Genomic DNA, 22,958 nt, shown 5'->3' with positions numbered 1-22,958 from the left:
TGCACCGCCGAGTCTGTGCGCCACCGAGCTCGGTGTCGGACTCCGTGAGCGAGCATAGGCGTCGGCGGTTGGACTCCGAACGAGTCGGCGACTTCGCACCCCCTGGAACGGCGTGTGGGATGCGCGGCGCGGCTTCTGATCTGAAAACCTGGCCAGCGGTACCGTACGCGCGTGACCATGACTGCTGTGGAACCCCCCGAGCATGTGCGCTCGACCTTCGGGTTGCGCGAGGAAGCGCCGGTTCCGCTGGGGAACTGGGACGGCGGCTGGCGGTGTGGCGATGTGGTGTTGAGCCCGGTGACCGATCACGCGCGAGCGGCGTGGTCGGCGAAGGTGCGCGAGACCCTGCGGGTGGACGGGCTGCGCCTGGCGCGACCGGTGCGGGCCACCGATGGACGGTATGTCGTATCCGGTTGGCGCGCCGACACCTACCTGGACGGTGTGCCGGAGCCGCGGCACGACGAAGTCGTGTCGCTGTCGCTGCGTCTGCACCAGGTGACCGCGCATCTGGAGCGCCCGCGTTTCCTGGCGGCGCAGCCGGTCGCCCCGTGGGCGGACGTGGATGTCTTCGCGGCCGCGGATCGTGCTGCGTGGGAAGCGGTTCCGCTGCGCAGTCTCAAGATCGGCGGCATGCTCCCGTCGACCTCACCGGACGGCGATCACAGCCTGACCCTGATCACGCAGCTGTCCACCCTGCGCAAGCCGGTGACCACGCCGTCGCAGTTGGTGCACGGGGATCTGTTCGGAACCGTCCTGTTCTCGGGCAATTTCGCGCCCGGCCTCACCGACATCACCCCGTACTGGCGACCCGCCCCGTGGGCGGCGGCGGTCATCGTGGTCGATGCCCTGTCCTGGGGCGGGGCCGATGACGGTCTGCTGGAGCGCTGGGGCGATCTCCCCGAATGGCCTCAGATGCTGGTGCGCGCGGTCATGTTCCGCCTTGCCGTGCACGCCCTGCACCCGCGTTCCACTCCCGATGCGTTCCCGGGCCTGGCGCGCACCGCCGACATGACCCGCCTGTTGCTCTAGGGGTGTGAACAGACGAAAAGGCCGCGCCGGGCGACGAATCCGGCGCGGCCTTTTCGCTCCCCTGAGGATGGGGATCTTCGGAAGGACGCGCTTCCGAAGCTCATTGCCTGGGCCCACGTGTTTCAGGGTTCAGCCCTGAGAGTCCCGAGAGTCGGGCCTGCTCAGACGTTGGCGTGGGCCAGGGAGGGCACGCGTCCGACGGCGAAGGACGAGCGCAGGTAGAACCACCAGCAGATCGCGCCCATGCCGAGATAGGCCACGACGTAGCCCCAGAAGGCCGGGTTCATGCTGTGGTAGTGGGTGTTCGACAGTCGCAGGGCCTGCTGTAGCACCCAGCCGCCCGCCGCGCCGATCGCGCCGATGACGCCGATGGCCGCACCCGCCTGGCGCTTCGCCGAGATCAGTGCCGTGCCGATGTCCTGGCCGGTCTCCGAGGCGTGCCGGCGCGCCTCGGCGGTGAAGATCATCGGGATCATCCGGTAGGTCGAGCCGTTGCCGACGCCGCTGAGCACGAACAGCAGCAGGAACGAGATCAAATACAGCGGAAAGTTCTTGGCGGACAGCGAGGCCACGATGAGCGCGGTGGCGATCGCCATCGCGCCGAAGACGTACAGCGTGATCTTCGCGCCGCCGAGTTTGTCGGAGATCCAGCCGCCGAACGGACGGCTCATGGAACCCACCAGCGCGCCGAGGAAGGCCAGGTTGCCCAGCGTGCTCATCCAGCCGATCTTGGCCAGGTCCGGGAAGTTCGCTTTGAGCAGCGTCGGGAAGGCGAAGGAGAAACCGATGAAGGAGCCGAAGGTGCCGACGTAGAGAATGGCCATCACCCAGGTGTGCCGGTTCTTCAGGGCCAGCTTGTAGGACGTGCCATCGGATTTCGCACCGGACAACGAGTCCATGTAGCGGAGCGCGCCGGCCAGGGCGACCAGGATGAACGGAATCCACACCAGCACGGCGAGCGTGATGCCGAACCGGTAGCCGCCCGCGTCCTTCGCCATGATGTGGGTGCCCAGCGTGATGATCAGCGGTACGAACAACTGTGTCTGTGCCACACCGAGATTGCCGCCCGCGGCATTGATGCCCAGGGCCGCGCCCTTCTTGCCCTCGGGGAAGAAGAAGTTGATGTTGGCCATCGAGGAGGAGAAGTTGCCGCCGCCGACACCGGCGATGGCGGCCAGCACCATGAACACCCACATGGGGGTCGAGGGCTGATTGATGAAATAGGCCAGCCCCAGGGTGGGGACCAGCAGCATGGCGGCGCTGAATGCGGTGAAGGCACGGCCGCCGAAGCGTGGGATGGCGAAGGTGTAGGGCACTCGCAGCGCCGCCCCGACCAGGGTCGGGGTGGAGGTGAGCAGCAGCGCGTTGTTGACCGCGTCGGGATTGTTCTTGCCCAGGAAGGCGAATCCGGCCGAGCCCATGGCGGTGACCACGCTGGCCCACAGCACCCAGACGCTGAATCCGAGGTTCTCCGCGAATACCGAGAAGATCAGGTTCTTCCGGGCGGTCTGTTTGCCGCCGTCTTCCCAGAATTCCTTATTGTCCGGTTCCCAGTGGTCGATCCACCGTCCGCGTTTCCGATAGCTGAAGGTCGTATGCGGCGCGTCTACTACGGTTGCCATGAGCGGCTGTCCTCTCGGCTGTCGCGACCGCCCTCATCATGGGTTCCCGATTGTCGGTGAACCGCTGCGGTCGCGTCCAACCGTAGGAAGCGCGTTTTACGTCCGAGTGTTTTTCCGTGACGGAGAAGGTAATTCGGCCTCACCTAGCGGCGTTTCGCGTGGTGACCTTTCGGTTACTCGAAATTCGTATCAAGTGTCCGGTATTCGGCCATGAGCGAGTCGAGGAAGCAGTTGGCGGCGCGGGCCGCCCGGTCGGGATCGCCGTCGATCACCGCCTGCACCAGCTCGGCGTGCTCATCGTGGTACGTCTCGCCCTCGCGCTCGGACCGGAAGCGGATACCGGCCGCGATGACGGGCAGCAGCGAGTCGTAGAACTCCAGGTATACCGCATTGTGGCTGGCGACCACGATGGCGCGGTGCAGTTGCACGTCGGCCTCGATGGCGGCGTCGAAGTCGGTGTCCCAGTTGCGGGTTCGGTCCTCGAGCAAACGCCGCAGGGTCGCGATGTCGGTGTCGTCGCGGCGTGTGGCGGCCAGCCGGGCGGCGGTGGTGTCGAGGGCCTGCCGCAGTTCCAGGACGTCGCGTTGCTGGGCGTCGGCGAAGTACTCGGTGAGGGTGCCGCCGAGGGTGGAGGTGGAGATGACATAGGTGCCCGAGCCCTGTCTGCGTTCGAGCATGCCGGCGTGCACGAGCGCTTGGACGGCCTCGCGGACGGTATTTCGGCCGGTGCCGGTGAGTTCGGTGAGCTCGGGTTCGGTGGGGATACGCGAGCCGACGGCCCAACGGCCGGAACGGATTTCGGCACGAAGCTGCTCGGTCACCTGGGCGATGAGGCTCGTGCGACGGACTGGTTGCACGGCTGACAGCGTACCCTGCCTCACATCCGTTGCATCATATCATCGGGTCATCCTATGATTTGTCGGTGACTGTGGCGATGAATGAGACGACGACCCCGGCGCGGGGCCTTGCCGATGCCCCCGGCGAGACGATGACAGGGCTCCGCCCCCAGCTGTCGAAGCGCGCCCTGTTCGAGGGCCGCCTGCTCGTGTTCGCCGCCATCGTCATGTCCGCCCTCACCCTTCGCGTCGCCGTCACCGCGTTCACTCCGCTCGCCGCCCGCATCGGGCGAGACATCGGCTACTCCACCGCGGTGGTCGGCGTCTTCGGCATGCTGCCGACCGCCATGTTCGCTCTCGGCGGGCTGTTCACCCCGGGGCTGTCACGTCGCCTGGGCCTGGAGCTGACCGCCCTGGTGGCCATGCTCATGACCGGTCTCGGCTCGGTGATCCGCGCGCTGGTGCCCGAGACCTCCGAGCTGCTGGTCTTCTCGGCTCTGGCCCTGGGCGGCATGGGAATCGGCAACGTGGTGATCCCGCCACTGGTCAAGCGCTACTTCTCGGATCGGTTGGCCGTGCTCAGCGCGGTCTACATCGTGATGGTCCAGTTGGGCACGGTCTTCCCGGCGCTGATCGCGGTGCCGATCGCCGACGCGCACGGCTGGCGGCTGTCGCTGGGCATGTGGGCCGGGCCGGCCTTCGCCGCCGCGCTGCCGTGGATCGCGGTGCTGCGGGTCCGGCGGGACCACGCTCGCGTGGACACCACCGCATTGCCCTCGGACGCGGTGGCGTCCACCGGCGCGGTGTGGCGCTCGCCGCTGGCCTGGGGCATGGCACTGATGTTCGGCATGACCTCGCTCATCACCTATTCGCTGTTCACCTGGATGCCGACGATCTTCAGCGACGCCGGGGCCAGCGCATCCTTCGGCGGCAGCATGGTCGGCGTCTTCGCCCTCATCGGCCTGGTGGCGGCGCTGAGCGCGCCGATCGTGGTGGGCCGCATGGCCAATCCGTTCCCCGTGGTCGTCGGTTGCGCGGTGTTCTTCGTCGTCGGATTCGCCGGTCTGCTGCTCGCGCCCATGAGCGCCCCGCTGGCGTGGGTCCTGGCGGTGGGCCTGGGCCCGTCGACCTTCCCGATGGCGTTGACGCTGATCAACCTGCGCACCCGCACCGGACCCGGTTCGGCCGCGCTGTCGGGCTTCACCCAGGGTGTCGGCTATTCCGTGGCATGCGCGGGCCCGCTGCTGTTCGGCGCTCTGCACACGATGACCGGCGATTGGCCGGCCTCCTTCGGCTTCCTGATGGTGGCCGTCCTGATCCTGATGGCGGGCGCCTGGGTGGCGTGCAAGCCGCAGATGCTGGAAGACACCTGGGTATAGCGCGGAGATTTCACCGCTCGAGTTGCCGAGCCGTGAGGTTGGGGTCATGCTGTGTGGCAAGGCTCTCACCTCACGGCTCGGATTCGTGTTGTGGGGCTTTTCGTGACGAGCGGAAACCGTTGTGTCACATGGGCGAAACATGACGTCACTTCTCACGCCGTGTGCCGGGTAATCGTGAGCAACCGTTGATTTGACGGTCATTTCACGCAGCATCGCCGCAATACCCGTTTCTTACCTTGGGTCCCATCCAGATTTCAGGAGGGCCCTTGTTGACGACGCTGACTCGCAAACACGACATCGAGCACTGGGATGCCGAAGATGTCGAGGCTTGGGAAGCCGGTGGTAAGGACATCGCGCGCCGCAATCTGATCTGGTCGGTGTTCGCCGAGCACGTCGGGTTCTCGGTGTGGTCGATCTGGTCGGTCATGGTGCTGTTCATGCCCCAGAACGTCTTCCACATCGACACCGCGGGCAAGTTCTTCCTGGGCGCGGTGCCGACCCTGGTGGGCGGCTTCATGCGGATTCCCTACACCGTCGCCACCGCGAGGTTCGGCGGTCGCAACTGGACCATCTTCAGCGCGCTGGCGCTGCTGGTGCCGGTGCTGTTGACGCTGTACTTCATCAACCAGCCGGGCACTTCGTTCACCACATTCCTGGTGGTGGCGGCCTTCGCGGGCCTGGGCGGCGGCAACTTCTCGTCGTCGATGTCCAACATCAACGTCTTTTACCCGCAGCGGCTCAAGGGCTGGGCGCTGGGTATGAACGCCGGCGGCGGCAATATCGGCGTGCCGGTGATCCAGCTGGTCGGTCTCGCGGTCATCGCGACCCTGGGCAATACCTACGGCAATGCCTCGGTGGTGTGCCTGGTGTACCTCGCGCTGGTCATCGTGGCCGCGCTGGGCGCGGCGCTCTACATGGACAACGTCAAGAACCAGAAGGCCGACCTGTCCTACATGATCACGGCGCTGAAGGTGCCGCAGTCGTGGGCCGTCGCCTTCCTGTACATCGGCACGTTCGGTTCGTTCATCGGTTTCAGCTTCGCATTCGGTCAGGTGCTGCAGATCAACTTCAAGGCCGGTGGCGCGACCGTCGCGGCCGCCGCGCTGCACGCCGCGCAGATCGCCTTCATCGGCCCGCTGCTGGGCTCGCTGGCCCGTCCTTACGGCGGCAAGTGGGCCGACCGCATCGGCGGCAGCAAGGTGACCGCGTACATGTTCGCCGCGATGACCGCCGCCACCGTGCTGGTCGCGGTGTCCAGCGCGCTGGGTGACCGGACGGGCCGTCCGACCGGTGCGGTGCTGGTGCTGATGATCATCGGATTCGTCGCGCTGTTCGTCATCTCCGGTATCGCCAACGGTGCGGTCACCAAGATCATTCCGTCGGTGTTCGAGGCGAAATCTCGCGGCCTGGAAGGTGATTCGGCCACCCGGGCGGCGTGGGCGCAGAACACCTCGGGTGCGCTCATCGGATTCGTCGGCGCCATCGGTGCGCTGGGCGGCGTCGGCATCAATCTGGTGCTGCGCTCGTCCTACGCCGCGACCAAGTCCGCGACCACCGCGTTCTGGGTGTTCATGGCCTTCTACGTGGTGTGTGGCCTGGTCTGCTGGGCGGTCTTCATGCGCCGCCCGAGCCTGCGCTCGCTGACCGCCGAATCCGCCGACTCCGATGTGGTGATCGAGGCCGAGGCGCTGGTCCTCGAGGCCGAATCCGACTCCACCGCAACCGATTCCCAGTCCACCTCGTCGGCGCGAGCCTGATCTTCCCATAGCTGAGAAAGGGACCGTCATGACCCACAGCATCGAACGCAAGACCGTCGTAGTGGTCGGCCACGGCATGGTCGGACACCGCTTCGTGGAGGCGCTGCGCTCCCGTGACGAGGCCGGAACCTGGCAGGTCATCGTCCTCAGCGAGGAGAAGCTGGCCGCCTACGACCGTGTCGGCCTGTCCTCCTACGTCGGCATCTGGGAGGCGTCCGCGCTGGCGCTGCCCGGCAACGAGTACGAGGGCGACGACCTGGTCGACGTCCGGCTCGGTGTGCGGGCCGACGGCATCGACCGCGTCGCTCGCAAGGTCACCACCTCCACCGGCGAGGTGATCGGTTACGACGCACTGGTTCTCGCGACCGGCTCCTACGCCTTCGTGCCGCCGGTGCCGGGCCACGACGCGGCGGGCTGCTTCGTCTACCGCACCGTCGAGGACCTGGACGGCATCCGGGCCGCGGCCGAGGCGGCCGGTCCGGGCGCGGTGGGCATCGTGGTCGGCGGCGGTCTGCTCGGCCTGGAGGCGGCCAACGCGCTGCGACTGCTGGGCATGACCCCGCACGTGGTCGAGTTCAACAAGTGGCTGATGCCCGCCCAGATCGACGAGGGCGGCGGCGCCATCCTCGAGAAGCTGGTCACCGAGCTGGGGCTGGCGGTGCACACCGGCGTCGGCACCTCGTCGATCGAAACCGTCGAGGGCGCACCGGCTTCCGACCGGCTGTTGGTGAAGTTCTCCGATGAGAGCGAATTGCGCGCCGGGGTCGTGGTTTTCGCGGCGGGCGTCCGGCCCCGTGACGAGATCGCCCGCACCGCCGGGCTGGACGTCGGTGAGCGCGGCGGCGTCCTCACCGATCTGGGCCTGCGCACCTCGGATCAGAACATCTACGCGATCGGTGAGGTCGCCGCGGTGGAGGGCGTCTGCTACGGCCTGGTCGCCCCCGGTTACAGCACCGCCGAGGTGGTCGCGGACCGCCTGCTCGGCGGTGCGGGCGAGTTCCCGGGCGCGGATCTGTCCACGAAGCTGAAGCTGCTGGGTGTGGACGTGGCCTCCTTCGGTGACGCGCACGCTCGGACCGAGGGCGCGCTCTCGGTGGTGCTGCACGATGCGGCCAAGGGCACCTACGCCAAGCTGGTCGTCTCCGATGACGCCCAGACCCTGCTCGGCGGTGTCCTGGTCGGTGACGCCACCCAGTACTCGGCGCTGCGCCCGCTGGTCGGCCGCCCGCTGCCCGCCGATCCGGCGGCGCTCATCTCCCCGGCCGGCGCCGAACTGGGCGCGGACGCGCTGCCCGACGACGCGCAGATCTGCTCCTGCAACAACGTGTCCAAAGGATCGATCTGCGGCGCCATCGCCGCCGGCGCCTGCGACGTTCCGGCCATCAAGAGCTGCACCAATGCCGGAACCTCCTGCGGCGGCTGCGTTCCCATGCTCAAGAAGCTGCTGGAGCAGTCGGGCGTGGAGGTCTCCAAGTCGCTGTGCGAGCACTTCTCGCAGTCGCGGGCCGAGCTGTTCCACATCGTCCAGTCGACCGGCATCCGCACCTTCTCGGCCCTGATCGCCAAGTACGGCAAGGGCACCGGCTGCGACATCTGCAAGCCGACCGTCGCCTCCATCCTGGCGTCCACCTCGAGTGATCACATCCTCGACGGCGAGCAGGCCTCGCTGCAGGACACCAACGACCACTTCCTGGCCAACCTGCAGAAGAACGGCACCTACTCGGTGGTGCCGCGCATGCCCGGCGGCGAGGTGACCGCCGAGCAGCTCATCACCATCGGTGAGGTGGCCAAGGAGTTCGACCTGTACGTGAAGGTCACCGGCGGTCAGCGCATCGACCTGTTCGGTGCGCGGGTGGAGCAGCTGCCGCTGATCTGGAAGCGACTGGTGGACGCGGGCATGGAGTCCGGCCACGCCTACGGGAAGTCGCTGCGCACCGTGAAGTCCTGCGTGGGCTCCACCTGGTGCCGCTACGGCCAGCAGGACTCGGTCGGCATGGCCGTGCTGCTCGAAAAGCGTTATCGCGGTTTGCGTTCCCCGCACAAGCTGAAGCTGGCGGTCTCCGGCTGCGCCCGTGAGTGCGCGGAGGCGCGCGGCAAGGACGTCGGCGTCATCGCCACCGAGAACGGCTGGAACCTGTACGTCGGCGGCAACGGCGGCCTGACCCCGAAACACGCGGTGCTGCTCGCCGGCGAACTCGACGACGAGACCCTGATCAGGTACATCGACCGCTACCTGATGTTCTACATCCGCACCGCGGACCGGCTGCAGCGCACCGCGCCGTGGCAGGAGGCCCTGGAGGGCGGCATCGACTATCTCCAGCAGGTCGTGTGCGAGGACAGCCTGGGCATCGCGGCGGATCTGGAGGCGGCCATGGCCAAGCACGTCGAGGGCTACAAGGACGAATGGGCCGCGGTGCTCGAGGACGAGGGCAAGCTGTCGCGCTTCGTGTCCTTCGTGAACGCACCGGAGGAGTCCGACCCGACCATCGGCTTCGACGAGACCGGCGAGCGCAAAGTGCCCGTCCTGCTCGGAATTCCGGACATTCCGGTCGGTGCGGTCGGCGCCGCGGAGACCGCCACGCACGGGAAATGACTGCTTAACCGCGAGGAAACAGGACGCCGGTACCAATAGGTAAGGCGTTCGGAGGAGAGTTACCGATGACCGTGATCGACACAGCCGGCACCGCAGTCACCACCGCATCTTTTGACGAAGCTACAGCCGGTTGGACCCAGGCCTGCCGACAGGACTATCTGATTCCCGGCCGCGGCGTGGCGGTTCTTTTGAAGAACGGCCGCCAGGCGGCGCTGTTCCTCACCGACGACGGGACGCTGTTCGCCGTCGGCAATATCGATCCATTCGGCCGCGCGGCGGTCATGTCGCGCGGCATCGTCGGCGATCGCGGCGGCGTGCCCGTCGTGGCGTCGCCGCTGCTCAAGCAGGCGTTCTCGCTGATAGACGGGCGCTGCCTGGACGACGACACCATCTCCCTGCCGATCTACGCGGTCCGCGTGTCGGACGGTGTGGTCTCGGTGTCCAACGACCCCGTGCGATTCGTCGGCGGTACGGCATGACCGAGGTTGACGGCGGTACCCCGCTGGCCGGCTTCACGGTCGGCATCACGGCGGCCCGGCGCGCCGAGGAACTCGGCACGCTGCTGGCCCGCAGGGGCGCGAATATCGTTTCCGCCCCGGCCATCCGGATCATTCCGCTGGCCGACGACACCGAGCTGGAGCGGGTGACGCGGCAGCTGGTCGCGGCTCCACCGCAGACCACCGTGGCCACCACCGGCATCGGCTTCCGCGGCTGGATGGAGGCCGCGGAGGGCTGGGGCCTGGCCGAGGAGTTGCGCGCCACCCTGTCCTCGACCCGTATGCTGGCCCGCGGTCCCAAGGCCAAGGGCGCCATTCGGGCCGCCGAGCTTCGCGAAGAGTGGTCTCCCGCTTCGGAATCCAGCGCCGAGGTGCTGGACCACCTGCTGGCCCAGGGGGTCGAGGGGGTCCGGATCGCGGTGCAGTTGCACGGCGCCACCACCGAGTGGGAGCCGGTGCCGGATTTCTGCGAGGTATTGCGTTGCGCCGGAGCGGATGTGGTTCCGGTCCCGGTCTACCGGTGGATCCCGCCGGACGACCGCACCCCCATGGATCGCCTGATCGAGGGGATCGTCACCGCCGGACTGGACTGCGTGACCTTCACCAGCGCCCCGGCCGTGGCGTCACTTCTCATGCGCGCCAAGGAAACCGGTCTGCTGGAGGCGGTTCTGCACGCCTTCCGCACCCGGGTGCTCCCGGCCTGCGTCGGTCCCATCACCGCCGCGCCGCTGGAGGAGCTGGGTGTCTCGACGTCCATGCCCGGCCGCGCCCGCCTGGGCGCGCTGGCCCGCCACGTCGCCGAGGAACTTCCTCGACGCGCCAACCGGATTCAGGCCGCCGGCCACATTCTCAGCGTCCGCGGCGGCTGTGTCGTGGTGGACGGTCAGGTTCGTCAGCTGGCCCCCGCGCCCATGGCGCTCATGCGCTCGCTGGCCCGGCAGCCCGGTCGCGTGGTCTCCCGCGAGGACCTGCTCGCCGCCCTGCCCGGCGGCGGTGACGACACCCACGCCGTGGAAACCGCCATTGCCCGCCTGCGCGCGGGGCTGGGCACGCCGAAGGCCATCCAGACCGTCGTCAAGCGCGGCTACCGCCTGGCCCTCGACCCCGCCGAGTGCACCGACAATCCGCACCCGGATGCTTCGAGTACGGCTGTGCGCCAAACGGTTCCGGCGCGATCCTCCGGGTTGGGCACCCGTCGGGACGTGCCCCCGCGCATCCCCGGCACCCGCCCGCCTCTCACCGAGACGCCGCCGGTCTCGGGCGGCCCCCGCCGCCCGGGCGCTCCGTCCGCGGTCAACGGCGCCGCCCGCCCGGCGGTCGTCGCACCGTCTGCGAATGCCGTGCGTCCCAACGGATCTCCGGTGAGCGGTGTCGGTCGAACGCTCGCCGGCACGGCGCCCGCAACGGCCCACTCCGTGCAGTCGGCGACACCCGGCCAGCCCACGGCCAACGCCCGGCCCGGCGCGGCTCAGGCGGCCAACGCGGCCCGCTCGGCCGCCGCCGCCTCCCGGCCGGCCGCTACCGGCCGGACGCAGCCGGATGGTGCTGCCCGCCAGGCGTTTCCGACCCGGCCGCTCGGCTCTGCGAGCGCCCTGCCGGGATCCGGTGCTGGGATTCATCCCGTTCGTCCGGCCGGAGGTGTGTGGTGAGCGCGCCGACGCTGGTCCTGGTCGCGCACGGCACCAGGAGTGCGCGGGGCGTGGAGATGATCGCCGAACTGGCGGGGGCCGTGACGCGGGAGCTGGGTGCGTCGGCGCTCGCGCGCGAAGTCCGCGGCGGGTTCGATCGGACAGGTGCCGGTGCCGATTTCGGGGCCGCATCGGCATCGTTGCGTGAGTTGGCGATCGCGGGCGCGCCGCGGGTGCGCACCGCGTTCGTGGACGTGCTGGGGCCGACCCCTGCCGAGGTGTTGCGGGATCTGGATCCGGGTCCCGCCGTGGTGGTTCCGGCCTTCCTGGCCTCGGGCTACCACGTGTATCAGGACGTGCCGCGAGAGGTGGCCGCGAGTGCCCATGGGGCGGTCGCGGTCACCCAGGCCATGGGGCCGGACCCGGCGCTGGCCGAGGTCATGCACCTGCGGCTGCGAGCGGCGGGCTGGCGGCCCGGCGACGCGGTGGTGTTCGCCGCCGCGGGGTCCTCGGACGCGCGGGCGCGCCGGGATGTGCAGCGCGCGGCGAACCTGCTCTCCGACCGCATCGGCTCGACCGCCCACCTGGCCTATATCGCGACCGGCGAGCCCAAGGCGCCCGACGTGGTCGCGGCGGTACGGGCCTCCGGTGCGCCTCGGGTCTTCGTGGCCTCCTACCTGCTGGCTCATGGCCTGTTCCACCAGCGCCTGCATGAGGCGGGCGCGGACGGTGTCGCCGAGCCGATCGGTGCGCACCCTTCCGTGGTGCGATTGCTCGCTGATCGCTACGACGCCGCCATCGACACGCTCACGGCCGCCAGGGTGGCCTGAACCGGGCGAGCCGGGCCCGAGCGGATTCGGGCCCGGCTCGGCTGGAAACGCCGAATTCCCCTACCGCTTGGCAATTTTCGGATTCACGTGGCAATCTGTACCGAATTTCGGTCACCTTTCGGAGGATTCCCACGTGAAGAAGTTTGTCGTCGCCGCGCTGATCGCGGGCGGTATCGCCGGTCCGGCCGCCACCGCCGCCGCCGATCTCCCGGCCCCGGGTATTTACGACCCGTGGACGGCCTGCATCCAGTCCGGTCAGACGGTCGAGCAGTGCCAGGCGCTGACCAACAACACCCAGCCGACCGATCAGGGCGCGGGTTTCGGCTGGACCGGCTCCGCGGCCGCCCGCTGATTTCCTAAACAATTTAATTTCAGATTCCGGGCCGACGCCGAAAGGGTGCCGGCCCGAAGTCGTCTTCCTGTGCGGCGCTTCTAAATAGCCATGCGATGACCGGAGGCGCGATCGCGGCTTGTGTAGCGTCAGCCCGTCCGCATCCCGGTCCGTCCATCGGGATGCGCCGTGAATGGTCGTCGAGGTCGATCCGATTGTCGTTCACCGCGCGAATGCCGACGGGAGAATCCTTGCGCTGCGCGCGTTCTGGGGATTGGAGCGCGCCCGCGTCGCGCCGATTGCGAACCGATCCTCGGGATCGAATCAGCCCTTCGGGGTTTGCAGCGCCGGATACCAGATGTCGGTGAGGACATTCGCGGCTTCCTCGGCCGAGACATCGATCGTGCCCTGCATGGCCCAGCGCGTGAAGAACCGTTCCAGCTGAGCCACCAGTAGTTCGATGCGCAGTTTCGCCTCGTCCTGCCGGTCGATGGGCCATCGGGACAGGTACGAGGTCATGACATTGGGCAGCGACAGCATGCCCTCGCGCGCCACCTCGCGGAATTCGGGTTCCAACGTGGTCGCCTCGTCCCAGGCGGGCAGCAGATCCTTGTATTCCTGGAACCAGTCGATGGCCCGCCGCATCCAGGCGGCGAATTCCTTCCGCGAGCCGGTGTCGAGCACGTGGTCGAGGTCCTCGTAGAAGTGCTGGACGCTGGGCAGCGTGCCCTGTTCGGCAATTGCCCGCAGCACATCGGGTTTTCCGGTGAAGTGCAGATAGAAGGTCGCGCGGCTGCATCCGACGGCCGCGGCGATGTCGTCGACGCGGACCGGCGCGTAGCCCTGCGTGGTGAACAGCTGCTTAGCGGCGTCGATGAGCCGACTGCGGGTCAGCCGCTTCTGTTCGTCGCGCAGCGAGGTGCGGCGTGGCGGTTCGCTGTCGGCGGGCGTCTCGATGTGGTCTACGTCGGATCGGGTCACGCCTGAATGATAGACGCAAGTTCACTCACTAGACACTCTGTCTAGCGAGTGTTAGCGTGTGTGGCACATCACGTCCGGCCGGGCCCCGTGGCCCTTCGCCGAACCAGGAGAGTGAATTGGCTGCGCAATCTGCACACGATCGTGAGCTGCCCCGGGTCGCCGTCATCGGCGCCGGTCCTTCGGGCATCACCGCCGCGAAGCGGCTCGCCGAGTACGGCATCCCCTTCGACTGCTACGAAGCCTCCGACGAGGTGGGCGGCAACTGGTACTACAAGAACCCGAACGGGATGTCGGCCTGCTACCAGAGCCTGCACATCGACACCTCGAAGTTCCGGCTCCAGTTCGAGGATTTCCCGGCGCCCGAGGAGTGGCCGGACTTCCCGCACCACAGCCAGTTGCACCAGTACTTCAAGGATTACGTCGACCATTTCGACCTCCGGGACCGAATCATCTTCGGCAACAAGGTGATATCGGCCGAGCGGGCCGCCGACGGCCTGTGGACCGTTGCCACCGATCGCGGCCGTGTGGAGACCTATGACGCGCTGATCGTGGCCAATGGCCACCACTGGGATCCGCGCATTCCCGACTATCCGGGCGAATTCGACGGCACGTTGATGCACTCGCACGCCTACAACGACCCGTTCGATCCGCTCGATATGCGCGGCAAGCGAGTCGTGGTGGTAGGCATGGGCAATTCGGGCCTGGACATCGCCACGGAGCTGTCGCAGAAGTTCATCGCCTCGAAGCTGTGGGTGTCGGCCCGCCGGGGTGTATGGGTGCTGCCCAAGTACGTCAACGGCAAGGTCGGCGATACCCGGGTGGTGCCGTCGTGGATGCCGCAGAAAGTGGCGCTCAAGCTCAAGCAGCGCTTCGTGGTCAAGAACCGCGGCCGCATGGAGGATTACGGACTGCCCAAACCGGATCACCTGCCGTTCGAGGCGCATCCGTCGGCGAGCGAGGAGTTCCTGCACCGGGTCGGTTGCGGCGATATCGATTTCAAGCCCGCCATCACGAAGCTGGACGGCACGACCGTGCACTTCGCGGACGGCTCGTCCGAAGAGGTGGACGTGGTGGTGTGCGCCACCGGGTATCACATCAGCTTCCCGTTCTTCACCGATCCGGCGCTGCGGCCCGACGAGAACAACCGACTGCCGCTGTACCGGCAGATGGTGAAGCCCGAGATCGACAATCTCTTCTATCTCGGTCTGGCCCAGCCCATGCCGACCCTGGTGAACTTCGCCGAGCAGCAGTCCAAGCTGGTCGCGGCGTACTTGTCGGGCAACTACCGGTTCCCCTCGCAGGCGGATATGGCAGCGGCGGTGGCGAAGGCGGAGGCCGAACGTGCCGCGCGCTACTACAACTCGCCGCGGCACACCATTCAGATCGACTTCGACATCTATGTCCGCGAGCTGAAGAAGGAACTGGTCGAGGGTGCGCGCCGGGCCGATGCGGCCGGGAACGCCCTGCCGGTTCGCAGCCGCGCGCTGGTGCGGGCGTAGAGGGGACGACAGTGAACACGGCATCGGGAAGCGATTCCCGCGGGGATGGCTGCGGGCACACTGTGACTGGATTCTGTGCCGACGAATTCGACTCTGTCCGCGCGGCTTTCGCTGAGCAGGTGGAGTCGGGCGCGGAGCTGGGAGCATCACTGTGCGTGACCGTGGACGGCGAACCGGTGGTGGATCTCTGGGGCGGCTACGCCGATCCGGAAAAAACGCGGCCCTGGGCCTCGGACACCCTGGTGAACACCTTCTCCATCACCAAGACCATGGTCGCGCTCAGCGTCCTGCTGCTGGTCGACCGCGGCGAGCTGGACGTGCGCCAGAAGGTGGCGCACTACTGGCCGGAGTTCGCCGCCTATGGCAAGGCCGATATCGAAGTGCGGCACCTGCTTTCGCACACGTCGGGCGTCTCCGGCTGGGAGGCCCCGATCGTGCTGGCGGACATCTACGACACCGACGCGGCAGCGGATCGCCTTGCGGCGCAGCAACCCTGGTGGGTGCCGGGCACCGCCTCGGGCTATCACGCCATGAACTACGGCCACCTGCTGGGCGCTGTCGTCAAGCGCGTCACCGGCCGTCCACTGGGCCGGTTCTTCGCCGAGGAGTTGGCGCAGCCGCTGGGCGCGGACTTCCACATCGGCACCGCCGCTGAGGATCTCGGCCGCATCGCCACCCTGGAGCCGCCGGAACTGCCGGAGTTCGATCAATCGCTGCTGCCGCAGGACAGCGTCATGTTCAAGACGCTGTTCCAGCCGCTACTGGACTTCGCCGAGTGCGGCACGCCCGCCTGGCAGCAGGCCGAACTGGGCGGTATGGGCGGCCACGGCAATGCCCGCTCCATCGCCCGCCTGCAGTCGCTGGTCAGCAATGGCGGCGAGCTGAGTGGCCGGAAGTTCCTGTCGGACAAGACCATCGACCTTATCTTCGAGCAGCAGTCCGACGGCGTGGACCTGGCCATCATGCTGCCCTTGCGCTTCGGCATCGGCTACGGCCTGCCGCAGCCGCAGACCGCCCCGCACGTGCCGGACGGGCGGGTGTGCTGGTGGGCCGGGCTTGGCGGCGCGATGGTGGTCAACGACCTCGACCACCGCGTCACCTTCGCCTACGCCATGAACCGGATGGCGCCCGGCCTGATCGGCTCCGATCGGGCCGACGGTTATCTGAAGGCGACCTTCGACGCGGTCCGGGGGCCGGCATGAGGCGCGCCGGGAGTGCCATCATCCCAGAAAATGGTACGCCTGCACCAAAAGTTTGCGGTTCACTCTCGCGCCACCGGTCGGCTGGGGCAAGCTGCGAAGGTTGGCGCATCGACACCCGAGGACTTGATTCATGACCAATACTGTTGACCTGCAGGCACTGGCCGCGCAGGTGGCCGGGAAACTGACCGGGCCGGGTGGGCCGTTCGAGATGACGATCGAGCCGGTCCTGGGTGCTGCGCTGCCGGTGTTCAAGCATCGCCACGGTTCGCTGCTGGAGCTGCTGGAAGCCTCTCGTGAGCTGGGCGATCTCGATTACCTGGTGTCGGCGCGCACCCGCTACACCTTCGACGAGCATTACGCGGCAGCGGGTGCGCTGGCTGCGGCGCTGGCCGAACGGTACGGCGTCGGCAAGGGCGACCGGGTCGGCATCCTGGCCGCCAACGCCCCCGAGTGGGTGCTGACGTTCTGGGCCGCGCAGCGGCTGGGTGCGATCCCGGTCGGGTACAACGCCTGGTGGGTGCCGCGCGAGATCGCCTACGGTCTCGAACACGCCGCCCCGAAGGTGGTGATCGCCGACGCCAAACGGGCCGCGCTGGCCGCGGAGACCGGTACCGACATCCCGGTGCTGACCATGGAGACCGATCTGCCCGCGCTGATCGCCGAATTCGCCGGCGGCAACCCCGGTGCGGAAGTGACCGAGGACGATCCGGCGGTCATCCTCTACACCTCCGGCACGACCGGCCGCCCCAAGGGCGTGGTCCACACCCAACGGAACATGGTGGCCGTGGCCGACTACCACCGGTTCATGGATGCCCTCGCGACCGGTTTCCGCGGCCAGGCCTGGAACGGTTCCCCGGCGGGCCGCCGCTACCTGGCAACGATGCCGCTGTTCCACATCGCGAGCCTGCACAACCTGTCGATCCCGCGTCTGACCACCGGTGACGCGGTAGTGTTCCCGACCTCGGGCGAGTTCGACGCCGCATCGCTGCTGAAGCTGGTCGAGACGGAGAAGGTCACCAACTGGGCGGCGGTGCCGACGTTGGCGAGTCGCATTCTGGGCGTGGACATCTCGCAGTACGACCTGTCGTCGCTGACGGCGTTCTCGCTCAACTCCGCGCCGTCGTCCCCGGCGCTGGTGCAGCGGCTGCGCGAACGGTTCCCCGTCGCGTTGCAGGGCCTGACCACCAGCTATGGCTGCACCGAGTCCGGCACCGCCGCGACCGTGGCGACCCCGCCGGAGCTTGCCGCTGACAATGAGACCGTGGGTCGTGCGGTGGTCGGCGTCTCGGTCGAGGTGCGCGATCCGGACGGTAAGCCGGTACCCGACGGCGAGGAGGGTGAGATCTGCATCCGCAGCCCCTACGTCATGCTCGGCTACTGGAACAACGAGGAAGCCACCAAGGCCGCGATCGACGAGAACCGCTGGCTGCGCACCGGCGATTACGGCACCTTGCGCCAGGGCAAGCTCTACATCTCCGGCCGCCGTTCGGATCTCATCCTGCGGGGCGGGGAGAATGTCTATCCGCAGGAGATCGAGAACGTCCTCGACGAGCACCCGCTGGTGCGCGAATCGGCCGTCATCGGCGTCCCGCACGAGGATCTGGGCCAGGAGGTCGCCGCCATCGTGGTCGTCGACGACCCGGAGTCGTTGTCGCAGGACGAGCTTCGCGATCACGTCGCCCAGCAGCTGGCCTATTTCAAGGTGCCCGCCCGCTGGCTGGTCACCGCGGACCCCCTGCCGCGCAATGCCACCGGCAAGGTGCTACGCCGCGACCTGACCCTCGGAAAGTGAATTCCTTTGTACGACACCATCATCAAGAACGGCCGCTGGTTCGACGGCACCGGCGCGCCCTCGGCCATCCGCAATCTCGGCATCCGCGACGGCCGGGTGGCGACCGTGTCGGCCGCGCCGCTGGACGAGACCGGCTGCGCGCGGGTGATCGACGCGACCGGGCGCTGGGTCGTGCCGGGCATGATCGACATCCATACCCACTATGACGTGGAGGTGCTGCTGGACCCGACGCTGTCGGAGTCGCTGCGGCACGGCGTCACCACGCTGCTGCTCGGCTCATGCTCGCTGTCGACCGTGCACGTGGACGGCTCGCAGGCCGGTGACCTGTTCGGCCGGGTGGAGGCGATCCCGCGCAAGCACGTGGTCGAGGCGGTGGACGCGCTGAAAACCTGGAGCAGCGCGCACGGCTATGTGGCGGCGCTGGAGTCGCTGCCGCTGGGGCCCAATGTCGCTGCCTTCATCGGCCATTCGGATATCCGGGCCTCGCAGCTGGGATTGCGGCGGGCCACCGATCCCGATGTGCGGCCGACCGAGTCGGAACTGACGGCCATGGAGCACAAGCTCACCGAGGCGCTGGACGCCGGTTTCGTCGGCATGTCCTCACAGCAGCTGCTGTTCGACAAGCTGGACGGCGAGGTGTGCCGGTCGCGGACGTTGCCCTCGACCTATGCCGGCACCGGGGAGCGGCGGCGGCTGAATCGCATTCTGCGCGATCGCAAGCGGGCCTTGCAGGGCGGTCCCGACGTCGCCAAGCCGCAGAGCCTGATCGCCATGGCGGCCGGCAGCCTGGGCATCTTCCGGCCGAAGCTGAAGGTGAGCCTGCTGTCCGCGGCCGACATCAAGGCGATTCCCGGTGTGGTGAAGGTGTTCCCGCTGCTGGGCAAGATTGTCAACCGGCTGGGCGGGGACTTCCGCTGGCAGCATCTGCCGGTTCCGTTCGAGGTGTACTCCGACGGCATCGACCTGCCGGTGTTCGAGGAATTCGGTTCCGGCGCAGCCGCTCTGCATCTGTCCAATCAGTTGGAGGCGCGCCGCGAGCTGCTGTCGGACGAGAACTACCGGCGCTGGTTCCGCAAGGACTATGACAAGAAGTGGGGTCCGCGGGTCTGGCATCGGGACTTCTTCGACGCCGAGATCACCGAATGCCCCGACGCGAGCGTGATCGGCAAAACCTTCGGTCAGGTCGGCGTTGATCGCGGCGGCGTGCACCCGGTGGACGCCTTCCTGGACCTGGTGGTGGAGCACGGGCCCAAGGTGCGCTGGCGCACCACCATCTCCAATCATCGGCCCGAGGTGCTGGATGTGCTGGCCGCGGATCCGAGTGTGCAGCTGGGCTTCTCGGACGCCGGCGCGCATCTGCGGAACATGGCCTTCTACAACTTCGGGCTGCGGCTGCTCAGGCGCGTGCACCAGGCGCAGCAGGCGGGGCGGCCGTTCATGACGGTCGAGCGCGCCGTGCACCGGGTGTCCGGTGAGCTGGCGGATTGGTACGACCTGGACGCCGGTCATCTGCGCGAGGGCGACCGGGCCGATGTGCTGATCATCGATCCGGCGCGTCTGGACGACAGCCTGGAATCCTATGCCGAGAACCCGATTCCGGAGTTCGACAACCTCTCCCGCATGGTGAACCGCAATGACGACACCGTCACCGCGGTCCTGGTGAACGGCGAGTTCGTCTTCGGGCTGGGGGAGAAGGCCGACATCCTGGGCCGCGAGCGCACCGGCGAATTCCTGCGCGCGGGCCGCCGTTCCCGCGTCGGTTCCCACTGAGCGCCCGCCCGCTCCGATCCGAGATCCCCTGAGGAGCAACAGCTATGAACGCCCGCAGATTCGACGGCCGCACCGCGGTCGTCACGGGTGCGGCCTCGGGCATCGGCGCGGCCATCGCCGCCGCGCTGATCACCGAGGGCGCGCACGTCGTCGGCCTCGATATCGACCAGGCCGGTATCGGGAGGAAGGCGGCCGAACTCGGCGACGCCTTCGTCCCCGTGGTCACCGACGTCACCGACGAATCCCAGGTGGAAGCCGGGATCGCCACCGCCGCATCGCGCTTCGGCCGTCTCGACGCGGCCTTCAATGTGGCGGGCGCGTCCCGCATCGGCGCGGTCACCGATCTCACCGAGGCCGACTGGGACTTCACCATCGACCTGATCCAGAAGAGCGTCTTCCTGTGCACCAAACACGAAGCGCGCCTGATGAAGTCGAACGGCGGGGGCGCGATCGTCAATATCTCCTCCCTCGACGCCCGCGTCCCCATGCCCGGCGGCAGCCCGTACTCCACCGGCAAGGCGGGCGTGGTCATGTTCACCAAGAACGCGGCCCTGGAACTGGCCCAGCACCGCATCCGCGTGAACGCCATCCTGCCCGGCCTGGTGGACACTCCGTTGGTCGCCGCGGTCATGGGCTATGAGCCCGCGAAACAGATGTTCCTGGAACGCATTCCGATGGGCGCGCCCGCCACCCCGGAACAGATCGCGGCCCCCAGCCTCTTCCTCGCCTCCGACGACGCCTCCTACATCACCGGCATCGACATGGTCGTGGACGGCGGCTGGGAACTGAGCAACTTCCCGAACTTGGCGAAGCTCGCGGGTTGAGCCGAGAACCTGCCCCGGGTACCGAAACGCGTTGCTGCCCCGGGCGGGTCTGTGTCGATTGACAACCGCGGCCTGTCATCGGCCGGGCGATCGGGCCTGTGGTGAATCCTGTACCGCGGCGAGCGCGCCGGTCAGCGCAGGGATCCCACCGGTTGGGGTGGGCGCGTGATGGCAGTGCGACAGAGCTGGGTCACGGGGGTGCGGGTCGGGCCGTCGAGCCGAGGATCTCGATAGTCGGCCCGCGTGGGCGGAATGTGTGCTTGGATACGCGGATTCGGATGGCCGGTCCGGCCGGCTCGAGGCAGCCTCCCGTTGTAACCTGTTTCACCGAGCTGGGTAGCTCTGACCAGGGGATATCGAATCGGATGCCCTGAGATTTCGGGGCAGTTTGCCGAATCGGGGTGGGTTGGGGGAGTGGGTTTTGTACACTGCCCGCTGGAGTGAATTGACAGCACTTCAAATTCGGATTCGAGGTACCCATGAAGTCTGCTACACCCGGGGTGTTCACCCTTCGTGCCGCCGCGGCTGTGATCGGCGGGGCATTGCTGTTCGCGGGGGTCACGGGGTGCGGCAGCGACAAGTCATCGGACGGGTCGCAGGGCGGCGCCACCAGTACGGTCGCCACTCCGGCGGGTGCCTCGAGCTCCACCGCCGCGCCCGCTCCGACGACCGTCGCGCCCGCGCCCACCACCGCGGCGCCCGCACCGCAGCCCGCGGCCACCGAACCGGCCGCACCGCAGCCGGTGGCACCGGAAGCCGTTGCGCCGCAGCCGGTTGCGCCGCAGCCTGCCGCGCCGAAACCCGCGCCGCAGACGCAGCAGCAGGAGAAACCCGCACCACCGACCCTCGACGCGCCGGGATTCGAGCCGCGCGCGGGCTACTGAGAAAGCTGGACGATCTGGTGCTGGGTAATGGTGGGCGGTGGCTGTGCGCCGCCGCGGTAGCGCTCGCGGCCTCGGTGTCGGGCGCGGGCGGCGCGGGCGCCGATCCGGCCCCCGCGGGCAAAGAGCTCGTGGTGCTGGGTGATTCGTTCTCCGCGAACGCCTGGGACTTCTTCGACGAGGGCAACAGCTGCCTGCGGCACGGCCGCACGGCCTGGCCGGTGCAGCTGGGCAAGCTGATGGGTGTGTACGGGACCGACGAGATGTCCGATCCGTCCTGCCCCGGCGCCTCGATCGACAGCGGGCCGGGGTGGAGCCTCGCCCAGGAGGCTCAGAAAGCGGACAAGGCGGGCGCCTTCGGGCCGAACACCAAGGTGGTGACACTGCAGTTCGGGCTCAATGACAAGTGGGGCAAGTCCGATCAGACGCTGTGGAAGTCCTTGCAGGTCTGCGTGTTCAACCTTGTCGACGGCTGTGATCCCGAAGCGATCGACCAGGGCCGGATGCCCGACTACAACGGCGTGTCCGGCACCCTGATGGCGCAGCGCATGCGCAATGCCGTCACCTATATCAAGTACTACGCGCCGAACGCGCACATCGTGTTCGTCGGCTACCCGGAGTTGTTCACCCCGGGCAGCAGCACCGTCTGCCTCAGCATCGGCGGCATCGTGCCGTTCATCCAATCGCGCGGCCGCGCGGTGGTCGAGTACTTCGACCGGATCGATCAGGCGCAACGGGAAGCCGCCCAAACCCTCGGTATCGAGTTCCTCGACGCCCGCGCGCTCACCACCGGCCATGGCCTCTGCTCGTCGCAGCCTTGGCTGAACGGGGTATTCGACCCGCGCACCGATCTCGACGGCCTGTTCTTCCACCCGTCGAGCCAGGGCGACGCCGTCGTCGCCAACGCCATCTATGACCGCTACGGACACTGATGCGATCGGATCGATCGCGATTTGACCGCCGATAGCTTCCTCGTCGAGTCTGCCGATTGCCCAGGGGTTTTGCGGTTTGCCAAATCCCGCGTCTGGGCCCTCGCGGTCTCTTGTACACTCCGCGCAAAAGTGAAAATTCCGCAGTTCAATTTTCCATTCGAGGGTTCCATGAAGTTCCGTAATCCAGGCGCGCCGACCGCGCGCACCGCGGCGGCCGCCATTGGCGGGGTGCTGCTGATCGGCGCGCTCGCGGCGTGCGGAAGCGACAAGGCAGCCGACACGCCCGCCACCCCCGTCAGCACGACCGTCGCCGCCGTGAGTAGCTCGACGGCCCCAGCCCCGGCGCCGAGCCCGGCCCCCGCGCCGGCCGCGGCCCCCGAGACCACTACCGCGGCGCCCGCGCCCAAGCCGGAGGCCCCGGCGGTCCAGCCCGCCGCGCCCGAACCGCCTGCGGCACAACCGGTCGCGCCCAAGCCCGCGCCGCAGACCCAGCAGCCGGACAAGCCCGCGCCGCCGACCCTCGACGCCCCCGGGTTCGAGCCCCGCGCAGGCTACTGACGAAACCGGAGTAGGCA

General features: G+C 68.1%; 18 protein-coding genes and 1 pseudogene. 16 read left to right on the top strand and 3 right to left on the bottom strand.

The features are described from left to right. Window positions 1-177: 177 nt before the first annotated feature. Window positions 178-1,029, top strand: coding sequence for a TIGR02569 family protein (locus GLP40_RS07985; RefSeq protein WP_154787341.1), 852 nt, complete (start codon window positions 178-180; stop codon window positions 1,027-1,029). Between the two features lie 161 nt (window positions 1,030-1,190). Here the strand turns inward: GLP40_RS07985 and GLP40_RS07980 are convergent, their stop codons facing one another. Next, complete coding sequence (locus tag GLP40_RS07980) at window positions 1,191-2,651, bottom strand: MFS transporter (protein WP_154787168.1); 1,461 nt, start codon at window positions 2,649-2,651, stop codon at window positions 1,191-1,193. A gap of 173 nt (window positions 2,652-2,824) precedes the next feature. Next, a complete protein-coding gene (locus GLP40_RS07975; protein ID WP_328289846.1) occupies window positions 2,825-3,508 on the bottom strand; it encodes a FadR/GntR family transcriptional regulator in 684 nt (227 codons plus the stop codon). A 131-nt stretch (window positions 3,509-3,639) separates the two neighbouring features. Here GLP40_RS07975 and GLP40_RS07970 point away from each other — a divergent pair, with 131 nt between their 5' ends. From GLP40_RS07970 to GLP40_RS07940, 7 genes and pseudogenes are all read left to right on the top strand, one after another. Next, window positions 3,640-4,866, top strand: a complete 1,227-nt coding sequence (locus GLP40_RS07970; RefSeq protein ID WP_154787339.1) for an MFS transporter — start codon at window positions 3,640-3,642, stop codon at window positions 4,864-4,866. 269 nt (window positions 4,867-5,135) lie between these two features. Continuing rightward, on the top strand, window positions 5,136-6,623 hold the full coding sequence (locus tag GLP40_RS07965; protein ID WP_154787167.1) for a nitrate/nitrite transporter: 1,488 nt from the start codon (window positions 5,136-5,138) through the stop codon (window positions 6,621-6,623). A 40-nt stretch (window positions 6,624-6,663) separates the two neighbouring features. Continuing rightward, a complete protein-coding gene (gene nirB, locus GLP40_RS07960; RefSeq protein ID WP_328289886.1) occupies window positions 6,664-9,216 on the top strand; it encodes a nitrite reductase large subunit NirB in 2,553 nt (850 codons plus the stop codon). 65 nt (window positions 9,217-9,281) lie between these two features. Continuing rightward, a complete protein-coding gene (gene nirD / locus GLP40_RS07955) occupies window positions 9,282-9,695 on the top strand; it encodes a nitrite reductase small subunit NirD (protein WP_154787165.1) in 414 nt (137 codons plus the stop codon). Continuing rightward, a pseudogene (locus tag GLP40_RS07950) lies at window positions 9,692-10,837 on the top strand (uroporphyrinogen-III synthase); the annotation flags it as partial. The gene nirD and the pseudogene GLP40_RS07950, both read left to right, overlap by 4 nt. Window positions 10,838-11,358: 521 nt before the next feature. Beyond that, window positions 11,359-12,171: a sirohydrochlorin chelatase gene (locus tag GLP40_RS07945; protein ID WP_328289845.1), complete on the top strand. Its 813-nt coding sequence runs from the start codon at window positions 11,359-11,361 to the stop codon at window positions 12,169-12,171. Between the two features lie 133 nt (window positions 12,172-12,304). Beyond that, the gene (locus tag GLP40_RS07940) at window positions 12,305-12,523 is read left to right on the top strand and encodes a hypothetical protein (protein ID WP_154787164.1); all 219 of its coding nucleotides are present in this window, start codon (window positions 12,305-12,307) and stop codon (window positions 12,521-12,523) included. A gap of 303 nt (window positions 12,524-12,826) precedes the next feature. Here the strand turns inward: GLP40_RS07940 and GLP40_RS07935 are convergent, their stop codons facing one another. Then, window positions 12,827-13,483: a TetR/AcrR family transcriptional regulator gene (locus GLP40_RS07935; RefSeq protein ID WP_328289844.1), complete on the bottom strand. Its 657-nt coding sequence runs from the start codon at window positions 13,481-13,483 to the stop codon at window positions 12,827-12,829. A gap of 116 nt (window positions 13,484-13,599) precedes the next feature. On the opposite strand from GLP40_RS07935, the gene GLP40_RS07930 reads away from it, so the two are divergent. The 8 genes from GLP40_RS07930 to GLP40_RS33180 all read left to right on the top strand — a co-directional run bounded on the left by GLP40_RS07930 (window position 13,600) and on the right by GLP40_RS33180 (window position 22,941). Continuing rightward, complete coding sequence (locus tag GLP40_RS07930; RefSeq protein ID WP_154787163.1) at window positions 13,600-14,982, top strand: flavin-containing monooxygenase; 1,383 nt, start codon at window positions 13,600-13,602, stop codon at window positions 14,980-14,982. A gap of 62 nt (window positions 14,983-15,044) precedes the next feature. Next, window positions 15,045-16,184, top strand: coding sequence for a serine hydrolase domain-containing protein (locus GLP40_RS07925; RefSeq protein WP_328289843.1), 1,140 nt, complete (start codon window positions 15,045-15,047; stop codon window positions 16,182-16,184). A 130-nt stretch (window positions 16,185-16,314) separates the two neighbouring features. Then, window positions 16,315-17,976 (top strand): class I adenylate-forming enzyme family protein, encoded by a 1,662-nt coding sequence (locus GLP40_RS07920; RefSeq protein ID WP_154787162.1) that lies wholly within the window; start codon window positions 16,315-16,317, stop codon window positions 17,974-17,976. Window positions 17,977-17,982: 6 nt separating this feature from the next. Then, entirely contained in the window at window positions 17,983-19,746 is a 1,764-nt protein-coding gene (locus GLP40_RS07915; RefSeq protein WP_154787161.1) for an N-acyl-D-amino-acid deacylase family protein, read from the top strand. Window positions 19,747-19,790: 44 nt separating this feature from the next. Beyond that, the gene (locus GLP40_RS07910; protein WP_154787160.1) at window positions 19,791-20,570 is read left to right on the top strand and encodes an SDR family NAD(P)-dependent oxidoreductase; all 780 of its coding nucleotides are present in this window, start codon (window positions 19,791-19,793) and stop codon (window positions 20,568-20,570) included. A 479-nt stretch (window positions 20,571-21,049) separates the two neighbouring features. Beyond that, a complete protein-coding gene (locus GLP40_RS33185; RefSeq protein ID WP_196054575.1) occupies window positions 21,050-21,454 on the top strand; it encodes a hypothetical protein in 405 nt (134 codons plus the stop codon). Window positions 21,455-21,471: 17 nt separating this feature from the next. Next, complete coding sequence (locus tag GLP40_RS07905) at window positions 21,472-22,383, top strand: SGNH/GDSL hydrolase family protein (protein ID WP_196054574.1); 912 nt, start codon at window positions 21,472-21,474, stop codon at window positions 22,381-22,383. A 129-nt stretch (window positions 22,384-22,512) separates the two neighbouring features. After that, on the top strand, window positions 22,513-22,941 hold the full coding sequence (locus GLP40_RS33180; RefSeq protein WP_196054573.1) for a hypothetical protein: 429 nt from the start codon (window positions 22,513-22,515) through the stop codon (window positions 22,939-22,941). Window positions 22,942-22,958 lie beyond the last annotated feature (17 nt).

Origin of the sequence: Nocardia aurantiaca (assembly GCF_009708175.1) — a bacterium.
Classification (GTDB): domain Bacteria; phylum Actinomycetota; class Actinomycetes; order Mycobacteriales; family Mycobacteriaceae; genus Nocardia; species Nocardia aurantiaca.
This window is presented reverse-complemented; position numbering and strand designations above follow the sequence as displayed.